Source organism: Campylobacter ureolyticus ACS-301-V-Sch3b, from assembly GCF_000413435.1.
GTDB classification, from domain to species: Bacteria; Campylobacterota; Campylobacteria; order Campylobacterales; family Campylobacteraceae; genus Campylobacter_B; species Campylobacter_B ureolyticus_A.
On record NZ_KE340326.1, the window covers coordinates 957,081 to 972,926 of the forward strand.

A 15,846-nucleotide genomic window follows, 5' to 3' on the forward strand; every position below is an offset into this window, starting at 1 on the left:
CCTTTTATAAAACAGGAGAATTTCATTTTATCAACAAATATAGATTTTTTTAAAAGAAGCCTAAAATGACAATTCCAATTTTAATGTATCATCACATCTTACCAAAAAGTGGTTTCATAACAAGTAATGTTTGTGAGTTTGAGTCCCAGATAAGATATTTATCAAAAAATGGATATAAAACAATTACTTCAGATGAGTTTTATTTTTATAAAAAAGGTGAAATAACTCTTCCAAAAAAAAGTATTTTAATAACTTTTGACGATGGTTGGAGAGATAATTTTTATTATGCCTATCCTATTTTAAAAAAATATGATTTAAAGGCAACTTTATTTTTAGTAAGTGGCTGGATAGAGGCTGCTAGTAATCAAAACTCTATAAATAAAACTGATTTTTTGCCACTTTCTCACAAAGAGGCTAAAAAAGCTGCACCTAAAAATCCTGCTGCACTTTTTTTAAACTGGGATGAAGTTGAAAAAATGAGTGATGTTTTTGACTTTCGTTCTCATACGCACGGACATTTTGATAACTATTTTGAAAAAAATAGCTTAGAAGATGAGATAGTTTTATGCAAAGAAGTGTTCAAAAAACGTCTTGGATTTGATGATAATCAACTTTGTTGGCCAAGAGGAAAATTTGATGATAGCTATATAAATATAGCAAAAGATAATGGCTATGAGATGTTTTATACAACACAAAGAGGCATAAATTTAAGCGATAAAAAGTTAGAACATATTAAAAGAATAGCTGTTAAGAAAGATGAAGCCTGGCTTAAAAAAACTCTTTTCATTTTTTCAAATGCATTTTTAGGAAAAATTTATTCAAGCCTTAAAAAGTAGTTAGATCAAGTTTTTTCTTAATTAAATTTTTAAAATCAGATAAAAATTCTTTTTCAAATTCCATTAAGCATTTGCTTATTTTACTACCATCACAGCCATCATTTCCGCACGGGACACAATCCCAATTTTTTTGAATAACTATGTGTTTTCCCATTTTTTGAATTCCATTTTTTTTAGTGTAACCACTCTTTGCTAAAGAGTTATCCCACGGCCCCCACTCAAAGGCTCCACTTGGTCCAAAAAATGCTATACAAGGAATGTCATTTGCAGCTGCAATATGCATAATAGCAGTATCAACTCCGATATATAAGGACGATTTTTTAGACAGTGTTACTATTTGTTTTAAATTTAGTTTTCCTGCCAAATTTATTGGTTTACTTTTGCAAAGTGATAAAATACTATTTATTTTATTCATTTCAGTCTCATTTTTATCAGCAGTTAAAACTATTTTTATACCAAGTTCATTTTCACATAAATCAATTATTTTAGCCATTATATTATCATTTATGCACTTAAACATCCATCTTGATGTAGGGTGAATATGTATAAATTTTTTAGGCAGAGATAAAAAATCTATATTTTCATTGCTATAAACACTAACTTTTTTAGAAAAAGGCTCAAAATTTAGTGTCTTTAACGCATCTAAATTTTGCTCAACAACATGTCTAAATCCTTTAAATTTAGGCATTTCATCGGTTATAAATTTACTTATAAATTTGTTTTTACCTTTTATTCCTATTATTTTTTTTATATTTGCAAATTTAGCTATTAAAATACCTCTATCTCCACTGGTTAAATTTATAGCTATATCATATTTTTCTTTTTTTATCTCTTTTGCAAAGCTTATCTCAGAAAAAAGCCTTTTTAAAAAACTCATTTTTTTTAGTTTATTTCTATCATAGATATGGATTTTACTAACATTTGGATTTTGTGTGATCATGGCTTCACAACCTTTATTTAGAGCAAATCCAATCTTTGCATCTGGATATTTTATTTTTAAATTTTCAATTAAAGGTGTTGATAGTAAAACATCTCCAATATTTCTAAATTTTATAATTAAAATTTTCATTTTACATATTTCCAAAAAGTATATTGTGAATAAAGTTTCGAGATAATATATCCTTTATAGCCTTCTAAAAATCCGCCTTTTAAAACAAAAAGTTTAAAAAACGTCCATTTTGGATTAAAAAAAGCCTTAAAGTAGTTTTTTTTAGCACCAAGAGTTGAATATTTGTTTTGTTTAAGTATAAATTCTTCTATATTTTCATAGGCATAATGCTTAAAATAATTTTTCAGTTTTCCAAATTTACTGTTTTTATCTTTGAACTCAACACTTTCGTGAACTTCTTTTTCATTAAAATTTGCAAATTTTTTATTAAAAAGCCTAGTTGAATAATCAGGATAAAGACCCATTTTTCTGATAGCTTTTCCAAAGAAAAAATTAAGCCTTGAAACCTTATAAGCCACAAATTTTGGATTTTCTAAAGTTTGCTTTATCTCATTTTCAAGCTCTTTTGTTATAACTTCATCACTATCAAGCACAAAAATCCACTCATTTTTTGCACTATTTACACCAAATTTTTTCTGCTTTCCAAAACCAAGCCATTTTTGATATATAAATTTAACATTGTAATTTTGACAAATTTCTTTTGTTTTATCGCTTGAGCCACTATCTATGACTAAAACCTCATCTGCAAATTTAGAACTTTCTAAAACTTCTTTTAAATATTTTTCGCTATTAAATGTTAAAATTACTATGCTTAATTTATTCATAAATTTCCTCATAAAAATGTTTAAATCTTTTATGAAACCAAAAATACTCATCAGGCTTAAATCTTATTATTTTTTCTGTTGCATCGGCTTGAAGTTGTGTTGCTTTTAAAATAGCTTCGTTTTTATCAAATTTTTTTATATCAATTGGTTCAAAAAAGTAAATTTCATCTTTTTTATCGCTATTTTTATAGATAAAAGCTGGAATTATTAAAGCATTTGTTTTTTGTGCAAATATCGAAGCTGCAGGAGTATGCAAGGCTTTTTTATTAAAAAAGCTTATTTCTATTCCATCTTTTTTTGCAGTATTTTGATCGGTTAGGATACCAACTGCCCTTTTGTTTTTTAAAGCTTTTAAAACCCCCTTTGCCGCACCACTTTTTTCTATTAATTCTATGTTAAATTGAGTTCTGTTTTTAACTAAAATTTTATCCATTGATTTGCTATCAAGTGCTCTTCCTACTATGCTTACAGGACCAAATTTAGCTGCAATTGCAAGACTAAAAAGTTCCCAATTTCCAAAATGAGCAGTTTGAACTATTATTGGCCTATCACTATTTAAAGCATTTATAAAAATTTCTTCATTTTTAAAAACTACTTTTTTTAAAATTTTATCTTTTGTAGAGTTTTGATTTTTTATAAAATCAATTCCAAATCTTGCAAAATTTCTATATGTGTTTTTTGCAATCTTTAGCTTTTCTTCTTTTGTTAAAGTATCTTCAAAACACATATCCAAATTCGCAAGAACTATTTTTTTATGTTTTTTATCTATATAAAAAGCCAAAATTCCTATTAAATTTGAAAAGCCTTTTAGTGCAAATTCTGGTAAAATTTTTACTATAAACCAAAGTGTGTAAAATAAAATCAGATAAATTTTATCCATTTAAAAGCCTTGTTGCTAAATTTGCTATTTCGATAGGTTTTATCTCGTTTATACAAAAATCACTCTTATTTAGATTTTTTGCATCTATTTTTTTACCACTATGAATTGTTAAATTTATATCTGTATGATATGTGTTTCTGTAATATGGCGTGTATCCAAAAATAGTGATTGATTTAACATTTAACGCCCAGGCTAAGTGTGTTGGTCCAGCATCTGGTCCTATTACAAGTTTAAAATTTGATATTTCATTGCATAGATCTTTTAGGCTTAAATTTGATATTTTTTTTACTTCTGTTTTACTACTTATAAAATCAGCTAAATTTTCTTCACCTTTTCCATAGGATATATAAATTTCATATCCTTTATTTTTTAGAATATTAATTAATTCAACTTGTAGATTTACATCATAAATTTTTGCGTTTTGGCTAGAGCCTACTATGATTAAGATATCTTTTTTTTCATTTTTTGAATTAATGGCAAAACAAGGTGATTTATCTAAGATTTCATCCTTTGAAAAGCTAAAATTTAAAGTTTTTGAAGCAAGTGTTAGATATCTTATTATAACATTTTCCTCATAAGGCGAGTAGATTTTTTTTGTATAAAAATAACTTGCAAAACTTTCTCTAATACTATTTTTGTCAAAACCAGCTACATTTTTACAAATTAGCTTTGCAACCAAAGCAGATTTTATAAGACCTTGAAAGTCAATTGCTAAGTCATAACTATTTTTTCTTGCATTTTTTAAAATTTTATAACTTTTTACAAACTGCTTATTTTTTAAGTTAATTTTGATAACTTTATTTATAAGTTTGCAGTTTTCTAAAATACTTGCAAATCTTTCTTCACAAACCCAATCAATTTGAGCATTTTCATAGTGTTTTTTTATAAATTGAAGAACTATAGAAGTTTGAACAATATCTCCAAGGGCTGAAAGTCTTACTATTGCTATTTTCATAAATTTCCTATTTAAAGCTTATATTTTACTAAATTAAACTAAAAATTATGTTTAAAAAAGTAATTACTTATCTAAAATAAGGTAAAATAGATAAAAATTTTATTCTAAAAGGTTAAATTATGAGAATTTTTATAACAGGAACAGCTGGATTTATCGGCTTTCATTTATCGCAAAAACTGGCAAAAAGAGGTGATGAAGTATATGGATTTGATAATATAAATGACTATTATGATGTAAATTTAAAATACAAAAGATTAGAATTTTTAGGTTTTGATAAAGAAGATATAAAAGAAAATGATGTTATTACTTCAAAAAAATACTCAAATTTACACTTTGTAAAAGGAGAACTTGAGGATAGTAAAAATTTAAATTTACTTTTTGAAAAATATAAATTCGATGTAATTGTAAATTTAGCCGCACAAGCTGGAGTAAGGTACTCACTAAAAAACCCAAAAGCATATATAGATAGCAACATAGTTGGATTTGTAAATTTGCTTGAGTGCGCTAGACACTACAGTGTTAAAAACTTTGTTTATGCAAGTTCAAGTTCTGTTTATGGATTAAATGAAGATATGCCTTTTAGCGAGCATAAAAGTGTAAATCATCCAATAAGTCTTTATGCTGCAACAAAAAAAAGTAACGAGATGATGGCTCATACTTATAGTCATTTGTTTAATGTGCCAACAACTGGGCTTAGGTTCTTTACGGTATATGGACCTTGGGGAAGACCTGATATGGCACTATTTTTATTTGTTGATGCTGCTATAAAAGATAAAAGTATTGATGTTTTTAATAATGGTCACATGAAAAGAGATTTCACATATATAGATGATATTGTAAAAGGCATTATAAAAGTTGTTGATAATCCTGCAAAGCCAAATAAAAATTGGGATCCTAAAAATCCTGATCCTGCAACCTCAAAAGCACCTTTTAAAATTTATAATATAGGAAATAGTGCTCCAGTTGAGCTTATGGACTATATAAAGGCTATTGAGTTAAAACTTAATAAAACTATTAAAAAGAACTTTTTGCCTATGCAGCCAGGAGATGTTGCTGCAACTTATGCTGATACAAGCGATTTAGAAAATGAGCTTGGTTATAAACCAAATACTGATATTAAAGAAGGAATTTCAAATTTTATCGATTGGTATATTGAGTTTTACAAGACAAAGGAAAATTAAATTATGAAAATAGCAATTATAGGAACTGGATATGTAGGTCTTGTAAGTGGTGCTTGTTTTGCAAAAATGGGTAATGATGTTATCTGTGTTGATGTTGATGAAAATAAAATAAATTTACTTAAAGGTGGAGAAATTCCAATTTATGAGCCTGGTCTTAAAGAGATAGTTGATGAGTGCTTCAAAAATGGCACTTTAAAATTTACAACTAAAATAGAGGATGCCTTAAAAGACTCAAAAGTATTTTTCATAGCTGTTGGAACCCCAATGGGATCAAATGGGCAAGCTGATTTAAAATATGTTTTAGAAGTTGCTAAAAGCATAGGCGAAAAGATGAATAATGAACTTATAGTAGTAGATAAATCAACTGTTCCAGTTGGTACTTCAGAAAAAGTAACAAAAGTTATAAACAATGAACTACAAAAAAGAAAAAAAGATATTAAATTTGAAGTTGTAAGCAATCCTGAATTTTTAAAAGAGGGCGCTGCTATAGAGGATTTTATGAAGCCTGATAGGGTTATAGTTGGGGCTAAAAGCGATGAAGCTTTTAGTATTATGCATGAGCTTTATTCTCCATTTATGATGAGCAGTGATAGATTTATAAAAATGGATCCAAAAAGTGCTGAAATGACTAAGTATGCGGCAAATTCTATGCTTGCTACAAAAATTAGTTTTATCAATGAAATAGCTGGAATTTGTGAAAAAGTAGGAGCCGATATAAATGCCGTTAGAAAAGGTATTGGAAGTGATAAAAGGATAGGTTATAGTTTTATTTATCCAGGATGCGGATATGGTGGTAGCTGCTTTCCAAAAGATGTTGAAGCATTAATTTATACTGCAAAAGAGCATGATTTTGAGCCTAGCCTTTTGCTTTCTGTAGAAAATAGAAACAAAGAGCAAAAAAAAGTTTTATCTAGTAAGATAAATAGTTTTTTTAAAGGTGATTTAAAAGGTAAAAAGGTTGCTATATGGGGACTTTCTTTTAAGCCAAATACCGATGATATTAGAGAGGCAAGTTCAGTTATTTTGATAAATGAACTTATAAAAAATGGTGTTAATGTCATAGCTTACGATCCAAAGGCAATAGATGAGGCTAAAAAGATTTTTAAAAATATAGACTATGCTTCAAATAAATATGATGCCTTAAATGGTGCTGATTGCATGGTATTAGTAACAGAATGGCAAGAGTTTAGATCGCCCGATTTTTATGAAATAAAACAAAGGCTTAAAAATCCTGTAATTTTTGATGGTAGAAATCAATATAACGCAAATATTATGAAAGAGTATGGATTTAAATATTTTCAAATTGGAGTAAAAGATGAGTATTAAAATATCAGTTATAGGGCTTGGCTATGTTGGGCTTCCATTGGCTGTAGCTTTCAGTGATAAATTTAAAGTTATAGGTTTTGATGTAAATGAAAAAAGAGTGGAAGAATTAAATAAATTTAATGACAAAACTCTTGAAATTAATTTAGAAAAACTTAAAAACGCTATAACTAATAATAAAATGAAACTTAGTTCAAAAATAGATGATATAAAAGAGTGTAATTTTTATATAGTAAGTGTTCCAACGCCTGTTGATAAAAATAATCGCCCAGATTTGACACCACTTTTAAAAGCTAGCCAAAGTGTTGGAAGTGTGCTTAAAAAAGGTGATATTGTTGTTTATGAAAGTACTGTTTATCCAGGAGCTACTGAAGAAGAGTGTGTTCCAGTGTTAGAAAAGTTTTCAAATTTAAAATTTAATGAAGACTTTTTTTGCGGATATTCTCCAGAGAGAATAAATCCAGGAGATAAAGAACATACTATTACAAAAATTAAAAAAATAACTTCAGGTTCAACAAACAAAGTGGCTGATATAGTTGATGATGTTTATGCAAGCGTTATAAAAGCAGGGACTTTCAAAGCTAGTAGCGTAAAAGTTGCAGAAGCTGCAAAAGTTATAGAAAATACTCAAAGGGATATAAATATAGCTTTTGTAAATGAGCTTGCTATGATTTTTGAGAAAATGCATATTGATACAACAGAGGTTTTAAAAGCTGCTGGAACAAAGTGGAATTTTTTAAAATTTAGTCCTGGGCTAGTTGGCGGACACTGTATTGGTGTTGATCCATACTACTTAACTCACAAAGCTCAAGAGCTTGGATATCATCCTGAGATAATACTTGCAGGAAGAAGAATAAATGATAATATGGGAAAATATGCAGCAAATAGAGTTATAAAACTCATGATAAAGCATGATAAGAAGATAAATAAAGCAAAAGTTTTAATACTTGGCATTACATTTAAAGAAAATTGTCCTGATATAAGAAACTCTCGCGTTATTGATGTGATAAAAGAGCTAAAGGAATTTGGTTGTAACGTGGATGTTTATGATCCTTGGGCTGATAAAAATGATGTTTTAAGGGAATATAATTTAAATTTAATAGAAAATTTAAATTTGAATAATTGTGATGCTGTGGTATTAGCAGTGGCTCATGATGAGTTTAAAAATTTAGATTTTTCAAATTTAGATGCCGTAACTTTTGATATAAAAGGAATTTTACAAAATCCAGATGGAAGATTATAAATTTTAAAAAAGTCAAATTTAAAACAAATTTGACTTTTTAGGTTAGCTAACTAGCTATTTGTTTTATGTAAAAAATACATATGTTTGTGATATTGATCTATCACATCATTTATCAATGCTTCTTTGCTCCAGCCAATTACATCGTAGTCTTGTCCGCCTTCTAGTAGATAAACTTCGGCTCTATAGTAGTTATCATTCATAGCATAATCAGGAGTTTGAGTTTTTATTATTTTCACACCATAAATAAAGTCAGTATCTTCACCCATTCCAACATGAATATTGATTTTTCCATTTATGCCTATTTTTTCTATTCTTGCTTTTAGCCCATTTTTTATAAACTCATCGCAAACTTCGTTAAACGCAGGCTCTGCAACTTCAAGTAAAAAATCTCTTGCATCATCTTTATTAGGCGTATCAATAATATTTTTAAGTCTATCTTGCCATCTTTTTGAGTTAGTAAGCCCTGTTGGGAGGTTAAAAATGCTTCTCGTGTAGCTTTTCTCATAATCAACTCTTAAAGCTTTAAAAAGCCCATACATACAGCCAAGCAATGCTATAGAAAGCGGAAGTGCTGAGATGATAGTCATTGTTTGAAGTGCGTCAAGCCCACCAGTATAGAGTAAAACAGCCGCGATAATACCTATCAAAACACACCAAAATATCTTTTGCCAAACAGGGGTTCTATCTTTTCCGCGTGAGCAAAGCATGTCTATAACCATAGCTGATGAATCAGCCGAAGTTATAAAAAATAGACATATCATCAAAACTGAAATTCCAGATAGCACACTTGTTAATGGAAATTTTTCTAAAAATACAAATAAAGCTAGTGAAACATCCCCATTTGTTACATCTGCAAGTCTAGTAAAGCCCTCATTTACAAGCTCTATTGCACTATTTCCAAAAGCAGTCATCCATAAAAATGTAAATCCAGATGGAACTAAAAGCACTCCAATAACAAATTCTCTTATAGTCCTTCCACGTGAAATTTTAGCTATAAATAGTCCTACAAATGGCGACCAAGAAAGCCACCAAGTCCAGTATAAAAGCGTCCAACCACCAAGCCAATTTTCATTTTTTTTCTCATAGGCAAAAAGGTTAAAGTTATCACCTATAAAAGATGTTAGATAGTTTCCTGTATTTTCGACTAGTGATTTTAAAAGCCCAGTTGTATTTCCCAAAACAAATATAAAAGCTACAAATAAAAATGCTAAAAATATATTTGAAAGACTTAAAATTTTTATGCCCTTATCAACACCGCTTGTTGCAGAGATTGTCACAAAAACTGTAATTATTAGTATTGTGATAATTTGAATATTTGTAGTCATTTCTATGCCAAAAAGATAATTAAATCCAGCATTTATCTGTAAAACTCCATATCCAAGAGAAGTTGTAACACCAAAAAGTGTAGCAAGTACAGCTAAAATATCAATTACATCCCCAAATCTTCCATAAATTTTATCTCCAACTATTGGATAAAAAGCAGATCTTAAGGTAAGTGGAAGATTGTGTCTGTAAGCAAAATAAGCTAGTATTATAGCAACTATGCCATAAACTGCCCAAGCGTTAAATCCCCAGTGAAAAAAAGTAAGTTTCATAGCTTGTTTTGCAGCTTCTATAGTTTGAGGATCTGCTGATGGAGGGGCAAGATAATGCATTAACGGCTCACCAACTCCAAAAAACATAAGTCCAATTCCCATTCCTGCTGCAAAAAGCATAGCAAACCATGCTAAATTTGAATACTCAGGTTTTGAGTGATCACTTCCAAGTTTTATATTTCCAAATCTAGATATCATTAAAAATAGCATTGAAAAGAAAATTAAAGCAACACTTAAAACATAAAACCATCCAAAATTAGTTGTTAGATAACTTTGGATTGCTTTAAGGTTTTTTAAAGTAGATGTAGGAAAGACCAAACAAATACTTAAAACTATAAAAAGCACTATAATTGATGGGTAAAAAATCGCTGGATTATAGGCTTTTTTAAATTTAAAATTCATATATTTCTCCTTTGTTTAAGGATACACTCTATAAAAATTAAGTAAATGTTTATAAAATATTAATAAAATACATTTTGTTCAAAAACAGCTTAAAAGACCATATATTATGACTTTGAGTAAATTTACACTTTTGCTATAAAACAAGTTTTTTCACTTTTGTCTTTACTATAAATTTCAACATTTAAAAAGCCATTTTTATTTAAAATTTCTTTAACTTCAGCGGGATTTAGTTTGTTTTTAAGCTTAATCCCTTCGCCTAAATTTTCCCATTTTTCAAGTGTTTGTTTTGTAGTGCCTTCTAAAAATATCATAAATTTGCCATCTTTTTTAAGAACTCTTTTTATCTTATTAAATGCAATGTCTAAATTTTCCCAAAAATAAAGCGTTTCAAAAGCAGTTACTAAATCAAATTTGCTGTCACTAAAACTCATCTTATGAACATCTGAAATACTCAAATAAAGTCTTTTATTAACTATTAAATTTTTGCAAATTTCAGCACTTAAATTTATACTTGTTGGCGAATAATCAATACCATAAAGCATAGCGTTTTTAAATTTAATGCTTAAATTTAGTAAATTTTGCCCACCACCACAACCAATATCTAAAATATTTAAATTTGCATTTTCATCTAAATTTATTTTAGAAATAGCCCACAAAGCACCCTCGTTGTGAGCTTCATTCATTCTTTTTAAGGTTTTTATTCCTTCATCTCCATCTGGAAATTTAACTTGACTTCTGTTTTGTGAAATTTCATCATTTAAATTTTGCATAATTTACCTTTATTTATAAAATTCTTTTAATTTTACCAAAAATTAATTAAACTCATAGCCAAATTTAGCTATCATCTTGTATATTTTTAAATATCTATATTAAGGACAAAAAATGGATAAAGAAACTATCAAAGCACATAAAATTACAGATAGCGAGTATGAAAAAATTCTCTCTATTTTAAACCGCGAACCAAATTTATTAGAACTTGGTGTAATTTCAGCTATGTGGAGTGAACACTGTTCTTACAAGTCAAGTAAAAAATATCTTACAGGTTTTCCTACAAAAGCACCTTGGGTTATACAAGGACCTGGTGAAAATGCTGGAGTTATCGATATTGGTGGAGACATGGCAGCTGTTTTTAAAATGGAAAGTCACAACCATCCAAGCTATATTGAACCATTTCAAGGCGCTGCAACTGGAGTTGGTGGAATTTTAAGAGATATTTTTACCATGGGAGCAAAACCTGTGGCAAATCTAAATTCGCTTAGATTTGGAAATATAAAGACTAATAAATACCAAAAACATCTTTTAAAGGGTGTTGCAAGTGGGATAGCGCACTATGGAAACTGTACTGGAATTCCAACATTAGGTGGAGAAACAACATTTGATGATAGCTTTGATAGAAATATTTTAGTAAATGCTTTTTGTCTTGGAATAGTTAAAAAAGATGAAATTTTTTATGCCAAGGCAAGTGGAGTTGGAAATTTAATAATTTATGCTGGCTCAAAAACAGGAAGAGATGGACTTGGCGGAGCTGTAATGGCAAGTGATAGCTTTAATGATGAAAATAAAGCTCTAAGACCAACAGTTCAAGTAGGAGATCCATTTGTGGGCAAGCTTTTAATGGAGGCTTGTTTAGAGTTATTTAAAAAAGACTATATAGTTGGCATCCAAGATATGGGCGCAGCAGGTCTTACAAGCTCAAGTTTTGAGATGGCTGGAAGAAGTCAAAGTGGTATGAAACTTTTCTTAGATCAAGTTCCTATGAGAGAAGAGGGTATGACACCTTATGATTTAATGCTAAGTGAAAGCCAAGAAAGAATGCTAATTTGTGCTAAAAAAGGCTTCGAAGATAAAGTAATTGAAATTTTTACAAATAAAGGGCTTGATGCAGCAGTTGTAGGAGAGGTTACAAATACCAAAAAAATGGAATTATTTTGGTATGATGAGTTAGTTGGAGAACTTCCAATAGAACCACTTAGTGAAGATGCTCCAGTGCTTGATAGACCAACAAAAAGACCTGATTATTTAGATGAAATAAAAAATATAAAAACTAAATTTGATATTCCAAAAAAAGAAGCTTTTTTAAAGCTTTTTAGTGATGAGAATGTAGTTGATAAAGGCTATATTTATACTCAGTTTGACTCTACAGTTGGCACAAACTCAGTTAAAAAATCTGGTCATTTAGGTGCAAATATTTTAAGAGTAAAAGAAAATGGCGTTATGCTTTCAATGGGGCTTGATTGCAATCCCAAAATGAATTTTGTAAATCCAAAAGTAGGGGCTTCTTTGGCAGTTGCTACAAGTGGAAGAAAAGTGGCTATGAGTGGCGCTAAACCTTTAGCTATAACTGATTGTTTAAATTATGCAAATCCTGAGAATCCTGAAATAATGTGGCAATTTATGATGGGTTGTGAGGGCATAAAAGATGCTTGTAAAGAGCTAAATACCCCAGTTGTTAGTGGAAATGTTAGTTTATATAATGATAGTGATGGTATTAATATTCATCCAACACCTGCAATAGTTTGTGTTGGTGTAAATGAAAATAAAAATTTACCAAGCATTTTTAAAAGTGGTGTGAGCGTGTATTTAGTCGGTGAAACAAATGGCGTTTTTGGAGGATCACTTTATCAAACTGTGATTAATAATGAGCTTGGTGGAGAATTGCCTGAAATTGATTTTAAAAAAGAAAAAGCTTTGTGGGATTTGGTAATTTCACAAAACAAAGATGATAATTTAGAGTTTGCAAATTCAGTTGGAATTGGTGGTATTGCTATAACTTTAGCAAAAATGGCCGCTGTTTCAAACATCGCAGGTGAGTTTAAAACTAATTTTGAAAATGAAAATTTTATTTTTGATGAGAGTTTTTCAAGAGCAATTATTGGCGTAAAAGATGAGGAAAAATTTAAAAAAGAGGCTCTAAATTTAGGCTTAAAAATTGTAAAACTAGGTGTTAGCGGCGGAGATAAATTCATACTTGATGATATGAGTTTTAGCATTGATAAACTTAGAGAAATTTATTTTAAAACACTTGAAAAGCTTATTTAAATGTTTTATTTTATTTTAGCTTTAATTATATTTTATTTTTTAGCTAAATCAACAAGTAAAAAAACATATAAAAAAACTACTAAATTTAGCCTTTTGGAGGCTAAATTTATAATGAGTTTGTTAGCAAAAATAGCAAAAAGCGATGGTAGAGTAAATGAAGAAGAGGCTTCTTTGCTATCCCAAATTCTAGATGATTTAGTTTATAAATTTGATGGAAATAGCAATGATAGAGAAATTTTAAAAGCTGTTTATAATAAAGAAAAAGAAAATATTAATAATGCGTATGAGGTAGCTTTTAAATATAAAAAAGAGTTAAATTTATCTTTTTTAGATGCTGTTAATAGAGTTATATTTTTTCTAAATATGGCTTTTATAGATGGAGATTTTAGCCATGAAGAAAAACAAATTATCTCAAAAATTTGCGATGGGTTTGGATTCCCACCACACATAAAAGAAGAAATTTTTGCCAAATTTCAAAACACTTATCAAAGCCACTCACAAAATACTTACCAAAACCAAAATGTAAAAAACCCTTATGAAGTTTTAGGCCTTCAAAAAGGCGCAAGTTTTGATGAGGTTAAGAAACAATATAGAAATTTGGTTCGTAAATATCATCCAGATATCTTAATGGGAAAAGGTGCCAATGAGGAGATAATAAATGCAGGAACCAAAAAATTAAAAGAGATAAATGAAGCGTATGAAATTTTACAAAAAGAGTTAAAAAGGTGAATTTTTTAAAAAGGAGTTAGAGTGAAAAAAAGCATGAAAGCGCTAATTAGCGTTAGTGATAAAAGTGGAATTTGCGAGTTTGCAAAAGAGCTTGTAAATTTAGGATATGAGCTAATAAGCACAGGCGGAACATATAAATTACTTAAAAAAAGTGGCTTGGATGTTACTGAGATAAGTGATTTTACAAAAAGTCCTGAAATGTTTGGTGGCAGAGTTAAAACACTCCACCCAAAAGTTCATGGTGGTATTTTATTTCAGCGAGGCGTTGATGATGATGAAGCAGCTAAAAATGGCATTGAAGCTATTGATTTAGTTTGTGTAAATTTATATCCATTTAAAGAAACTATTAATAAAACTGATGATTTTAATGAAATTATAGAAAATATTGATATTGGCGGACCAACAATGGTAAGAAGTGCTGCAAAAAACTATAAAAGCGTTTTAATAGTAACTGATAGTATGGATTATGATTTAGTAATTGAGGCTATTAAAAATGGCAAAAATGATATTGATTTTAGAAAAAAAATGATGATAAAGGCTTATGAACACACTGCAAGCTATGATTCCATGATAGCAAATTATATGAATAAGCGTTTTAATAATGATTTTGGCGAGTATAAATTTATAGTTGGCAAAAAAGTTTTTGATACTAGATATGGTGAAAATCCTCACCAAAAAGGTGCTTTATATGAGTTTGAAGATCACTTTACAAAACACTTTAAGGCTCTAAAAGGCGAAGCAAGTTTTAACAACATGACAGATATCCATGGAGCTTTAAATTTAGCAAGTAGCTTTGGAAAAAGTCCTGCTGTTGCGATTTGCAAACATGCAAATCCTTGCGGTTTTGCTATAAAAGATAATTTGCTAAATAGCTATAAAGAAGCTTTAAAGTGCGATCCAGTTTCAGCCTATGGTGGCGTTATAGCAATAAATGGAACTTTAGACAAAGAACTTGCTTTAGAGCTTCATAAAAAAGGAACTTTTATGGAGGTTATTATTGCTGCTAATGTAACAGATGATGCTTTAGATGTTTTTAGTGATAAAAAAAGAACCAAAATTTTTACTCAAAATAGTGATTTTTTAGTTAGAGCAAATGAGAGTTTTGACTTTAAACATGTTGATGGCGGGTTTGTCTATCAAGAAAGAGATTTTGTAAAAGATAGTGAAGTTGAAAATGCAAAATGTGTAACTAAAAAACCAGCTTCAAAAACTGAGTTGCAGGATTTAAAAATTGCTTGGAAAGTAGCAGCTTTAACAAAAAGCAATTGTGTAGTTTATGTTAAAAATAGTGCCTTAGTAGCTATTGGTATGGGTATGACAAGTAGAGTTGATGCCGCTAGAGCTGCTGTTTTAAAAGCCAATGATATGGGAATAGATCTAAAAGGTGCAGTGCTTGCAAGTGAAGCATTTTTTCCATTTAGCGATAGTATCGAAATAGCTGCAAAAGTAGGAATTAGTGCTGTTATACAGCCTGGTGGATCAATAAGAGATGACGAGGTTATAAAAGCTGCTGATGATAATAAAATGTCAATGTATTTTACTGGAATAAGACACTTTTTACATTAAAAAATATAATCAAATTTGGCAGAGATAGCTCTGTCAAATTTTTATATTTATACATTAAATTTTATATAGTTTTTTTTAAAAGTTTAGTTAATGATTATTTTTTTATTAAAACACAACTTACATGTTTAAACATATAAAATGGTTAAAATAATAAGATAAGCTTTTAAACTATCAAATTTATAAAATTTGATAGTTTAAATTTAGTTTTTAATCGGCTTTGTATCTAAGATATGTTGGCTCATCAAGATTATCATATATATCTTTTAAGTCTATATCGCTTCCACTAACTCTTTGGTTAATCTGTCTTCTTGAAACAACTTTAGT

General features: G+C 29.1%; 13 protein-coding genes. 7 read left to right on the top strand and 6 right to left on the bottom strand.

Annotated features, from left to right (window positions below; all coding sequences use genetic code 11):
• The first annotated feature begins 65 nt into the window (after positions 1–65).
• On the top strand, positions 66–836 hold the full coding sequence (locus tag HMPREF9309_RS04920; RefSeq protein WP_016646818.1) for a polysaccharide deacetylase family protein: 771 nt from the start codon (positions 66–68) through the stop codon (positions 834–836).
• Here HMPREF9309_RS04920 and rfaQ read toward each other — a convergent pair.
• The 4 genes from rfaQ to waaC are packed head-to-tail and all read right to left on the bottom strand — an operon-like array spanning position 826 to position 4,444.
• Complete coding sequence (rfaQ, locus tag HMPREF9309_RS04925; RefSeq protein ID WP_016646819.1) at positions 826–1,905, bottom strand: putative lipopolysaccharide heptosyltransferase III; 1,080 nt, start codon at positions 1,903–1,905, stop codon at positions 826–828. The two genes, HMPREF9309_RS04920 and rfaQ, sit on opposite strands and share 11 nt — an antisense overlap.
• Positions 1,902–2,609 (bottom strand): glycosyltransferase family 2 protein, encoded by a 708-nt coding sequence (locus HMPREF9309_RS04930; protein WP_016646820.1) that lies wholly within the window; start codon positions 2,607–2,609, stop codon positions 1,902–1,904. Before HMPREF9309_RS04930 ends, rfaQ begins: the two co-directional genes overlap by 4 nt.
• Positions 2,602–3,489 (bottom strand): lipid A biosynthesis lauroyl acyltransferase, encoded by an 888-nt coding sequence (locus tag HMPREF9309_RS04935; RefSeq protein ID WP_016646821.1) that lies wholly within the window; start codon positions 3,487–3,489, stop codon positions 2,602–2,604. The genes HMPREF9309_RS04930 and HMPREF9309_RS04935 overlap by 8 nt, the downstream gene beginning before the upstream one ends.
• Entirely contained in the window at positions 3,482–4,444 is a 963-nt protein-coding gene (gene waaC / locus HMPREF9309_RS04940; RefSeq protein WP_016646822.1) for a lipopolysaccharide heptosyltransferase I, read from the bottom strand. Before waaC ends, HMPREF9309_RS04935 begins: the two co-directional genes overlap by 8 nt.
• A gap of 119 nt (positions 4,445–4,563) precedes the next feature.
• Here waaC and HMPREF9309_RS04945 point away from each other — a divergent pair, with 119 nt between their 5' ends.
• From HMPREF9309_RS04945 to HMPREF9309_RS04955, 3 genes are read left to right on the top strand one after another with little or no spacing between them, the layout of a single operon-like run.
• Positions 4,564–5,625 (top strand): NAD-dependent epimerase, encoded by a 1,062-nt coding sequence (locus HMPREF9309_RS04945; protein ID WP_016646823.1) that lies wholly within the window; start codon positions 4,564–4,566, stop codon positions 5,623–5,625.
• 3 nt (positions 5,626–5,628) lie between these two features.
• Positions 5,629–6,951: a UDP-glucose dehydrogenase family protein gene (locus tag HMPREF9309_RS04950; protein WP_016646824.1), complete on the top strand. Its 1,323-nt coding sequence runs from the start codon at positions 5,629–5,631 to the stop codon at positions 6,949–6,951.
• On the top strand, positions 6,941–8,191 hold the full coding sequence (locus HMPREF9309_RS04955) for a nucleotide sugar dehydrogenase (protein ID WP_016646825.1): 1,251 nt from the start codon (positions 6,941–6,943) through the stop codon (positions 8,189–8,191). The genes HMPREF9309_RS04950 and HMPREF9309_RS04955 overlap by 11 nt, the downstream gene beginning before the upstream one ends.
• 50 nt (positions 8,192–8,241) lie before the next feature.
• Here HMPREF9309_RS04955 and HMPREF9309_RS04960 read toward each other — a convergent pair whose 3' ends face one another.
• A complete protein-coding gene (locus tag HMPREF9309_RS04960; RefSeq protein ID WP_016646826.1) occupies positions 8,242–10,188 on the bottom strand; it encodes a BCCT family transporter in 1,947 nt (648 codons plus the stop codon).
• A 122-nt stretch (positions 10,189–10,310) separates the two neighbouring features.
• Complete coding sequence (locus HMPREF9309_RS04965; protein WP_016646827.1) at positions 10,311–10,958, bottom strand: class I SAM-dependent methyltransferase; 648 nt, start codon at positions 10,956–10,958, stop codon at positions 10,311–10,313.
• Between the two features lie 112 nt (positions 10,959–11,070).
• Here HMPREF9309_RS04965 and purL point away from each other — a divergent pair, with 112 nt between their 5' ends.
• From purL to purH, 3 genes are read left to right on the top strand one after another with little or no spacing between them, the layout of a single operon-like run.
• Complete coding sequence (gene purL, locus HMPREF9309_RS04970) at positions 11,071–13,227, top strand: phosphoribosylformylglycinamidine synthase subunit PurL (RefSeq protein ID WP_016646828.1); 2,157 nt, start codon at positions 11,071–11,073, stop codon at positions 13,225–13,227.
• Complete coding sequence (locus tag HMPREF9309_RS04975) at positions 13,228–13,956, top strand: DnaJ domain-containing protein (protein ID WP_016646829.1); 729 nt, start codon at positions 13,228–13,230, stop codon at positions 13,954–13,956.
• 33 nt (positions 13,957–13,989) lie between these two features.
• On the top strand, positions 13,990–15,522 hold the full coding sequence (gene purH, locus HMPREF9309_RS04980) for a bifunctional phosphoribosylaminoimidazolecarboxamide formyltransferase/IMP cyclohydrolase (RefSeq protein ID WP_034907804.1): 1,533 nt from the start codon (positions 13,990–13,992) through the stop codon (positions 15,520–15,522).
• Positions 15,523–15,846: the final 324 nt, after the last annotated feature.

Excerpts from the sequence above, each read along its gene's own strand:
- HMPREF9309_RS04920 (WP_016646818.1), top strand. The coding sequence starts at position 66 with ATGACAATTCCAATTTTAATGTATCATCACATCTTACCAAAAAGTGGT.
- rfaQ (WP_016646819.1), bottom strand. The coding sequence starts at position 1,905 with ATGAAAATTTTAATTATAAAATTTAGAAATATTGGAGATGTTTTACTA.
- HMPREF9309_RS04930 (WP_016646820.1), bottom strand. The coding sequence starts at position 2,609 with ATGAATAAATTAAGCATAGTAATTTTAACATTTAATAGCGAAAAATAT.
- HMPREF9309_RS04935 (WP_016646821.1), bottom strand. The coding sequence starts at position 3,489 with ATGGATAAAATTTATCTGATTTTATTTTACACACTTTGGTTTATAGTA.
- waaC (WP_016646822.1), bottom strand. The coding sequence starts at position 4,444 with ATGAAAATAGCAATAGTAAGACTTTCAGCCCTTGGAGATATTGTTCAA.
- HMPREF9309_RS04945 (WP_016646823.1), top strand. The coding sequence starts at position 4,564 with ATGAGAATTTTTATAACAGGAACAGCTGGATTTATCGGCTTTCATTTA.
- HMPREF9309_RS04950 (WP_016646824.1), top strand. The coding sequence starts at position 5,629 with ATGAAAATAGCAATTATAGGAACTGGATATGTAGGTCTTGTAAGTGGT.
- HMPREF9309_RS04955 (WP_016646825.1), top strand. The coding sequence starts at position 6,941 with ATGAGTATTAAAATATCAGTTATAGGGCTTGGCTATGTTGGGCTTCCA.
- HMPREF9309_RS04960 (WP_016646826.1), bottom strand. The coding sequence starts at position 10,188 with ATGAATTTTAAATTTAAAAAAGCCTATAATCCAGCGATTTTTTACCCA.
- HMPREF9309_RS04965 (WP_016646827.1), bottom strand. The coding sequence starts at position 10,958 with ATGCAAAATTTAAATGATGAAATTTCACAAAACAGAAGTCAAGTTAAA.
- purL (WP_016646828.1), top strand. The coding sequence starts at position 11,071 with ATGGATAAAGAAACTATCAAAGCACATAAAATTACAGATAGCGAGTAT.
- HMPREF9309_RS04975 (WP_016646829.1), top strand. The coding sequence starts at position 13,228 with ATGTTTTATTTTATTTTAGCTTTAATTATATTTTATTTTTTAGCTAAA.
- purH (WP_034907804.1), top strand. The coding sequence starts at position 13,990 with ATGAAAGCGCTAATTAGCGTTAGTGATAAAAGTGGAATTTGCGAGTTT.